The sequence below is a fragment of the Pararhodospirillum oryzae genome, assembly GCF_007992075.1.
In the GTDB taxonomy this organism is placed as follows: Bacteria; Pseudomonadota; Alphaproteobacteria; order Rhodospirillales; family Rhodospirillaceae; genus Pararhodospirillum; species Pararhodospirillum oryzae.
Genome location: NZ_BJZO01000172.1, coordinates 1 through 1,883 on the forward strand (window position 1 = coordinate 1; position 1,883 = coordinate 1,883).

Sequence of the window (1,883 nt, forward strand, 5' to 3'; positions counted from 1 at the left end):
GCCCCCGGTCCCCGTCGAGGTATCCGTCCCCCCGGTGGCCGGTGTTGTGTCGGTTCGGGGCGCCCGAATTGTGTCGTTATTCGTGTCCGAATCGGATATTTCGCGCAAAACCGAGTTGGCGATGGTGTCGGCGAAAGCCCGGATGGCTTCGGCAAGGCGGTCGAAACTAGTCGAGTCCCTTCCCCCGGCCGCCTCTCCGCCGCCGCCCGATCCCGTCCCGCCGCCCAGGTTGTCCTGGCCCCCCGAACCGCTGGTGCCCTGGTCGCCACTGCCGGCGAACAGGTCCACCAGCCCCAGATCATCCACCTGATTCTCGTCTGGGATCTGGCGGTGGGTGTTCTGCGCGGCTTGCTGGGCTTCCTCCGGGTTGCCCTGACCGGTCGCGTCGGCCCCGGTCCCCGAGGCCTGCTGCGTGTCCTGACCGGAATCCTGCTGCCCTTGCTGCCCCTGCGGACCTTGCTGTCCCTGGTCGCCCTGCGATCCCTCGGACGTCGAGCCCGGCGGCAGGTAATCCAGGGCACGGCCGTTCTCGCCCTCCGGACGGAACGAATCCGGGTTGGCGGAGTAGCGCTCGATCGTTGTCTGGATCGTGTCCGCGATCTGACCCAAGGTCGCGCGCACCGCGTCGTAGGGCACGTTCAGGACCTGGGGCTGGCCGCCCATGGGCACGAAGAGAATCTCGCCCGTGGAGCCATCCGCGTTGGGCAGCAAGGTGACTTCCACGCTCACCCCGGCCCGGGTCAGGATCTCGCGCATGGCGTCGAGATCGCCAAGGTCGGCTCCCTCGGGAACGGCGATCTTGATCACGCCCACGGTGCCGCGAATGCCGATGGTGGCCACGGGAGTGGTCACGGTCATGGCGTCGGGCCCCGAGCGGGCGATGCCCCCCGACACGAACGAGAACACACCGGCCACCAGGCTCACCGAACTGGAGCCCTCGCCCGACGAGGGATCGTAGACCAGTTCGTCCAGCACCATGCGGCCCCGGCTGCTGAGCGAAAAAGCCGAGCCATCCACGAAGGTAATGCCGATCGCGCCGTCGGCCTGGGTTTCCACCACGTCGCCCTGGAAAACCGGATCGCCGGCCTTGGGCGTTTCCCGGGTGCCATCGGGGTGCACGATGGTGACCTCGCCCGTCACCTTGGTGACCGAGCCAATGGCCTCGGCAGTGCCAGCGGCCGCGCCCGCCTGGGCGACCATTCCCGGGGTGGGGCTGCCGGCCAGATGGGACACCGTGGCCCCGTCCAGGTGCACGCCCTCGCCCGTGGTCAAGGCCGGTGGCGGGGTGGTGGCGAAGTAGTCGCGCACCACGACGCCGTGCCCGGCGCCGTCGGTCAGGATCAGGTCGTTGCCGTCGCGGGCGTAGGAGCCATACAAGAGCAAGGTGGACGACTCGACGGTGATGGGGCCACCCCCGGCGCCTTCCACAACCGTCAGTCCGGCACCGCCCGGGCTGAAGGGGGCGACCGTCCCGGAGTCGGAACCCTCTTGAAGCGCGTCCGCTTCCCGGGGCGCTCCCATCTCTCGCGTCACGATCGTCATGGTCCACTCCGCCTGGCTCCGTCCGCGCCCGCGCGCGCGTCCGTTTCTTTAGTGTAGCCTTGTCGGAACAGGGTAAAAATAGCGCTTCCGGGATAGACTTTTCGGCCGGTTCGCGCGAACGCCTCCAGCCTTGCCGTCTTCCCGGTCCTTGATCCCTGATCCAAACCCGTTACCGACGGGAAGCCTTGCCCCGGTCCCCGCCTCCTGGGGCCCACGAAAAGGGCAACCCGCTCAGCAACCCGACGGAACGGCCCCCGACGACCGCCAGTCACTGACCGGGGGTCAGGGTACCATTCCTTGGATCAACTGAAAAGACCGGCAGCCGACGCCCGGGCATGTGT

1 protein-coding gene is annotated in these 1,883 nt (G+C 68.3%); it reads right to left on the reverse strand.

Annotated elements, in window-relative coordinates; genetic code table 11:
- Window positions 1-1,542 (reverse strand): FecR family protein (locus ROR02_RS16310; protein WP_147165096.1); only part of this gene is annotated, 1,542 nt, incomplete at its 3' end.
- Window positions 1,543-1,883: the final 341 nt, after the last annotated feature.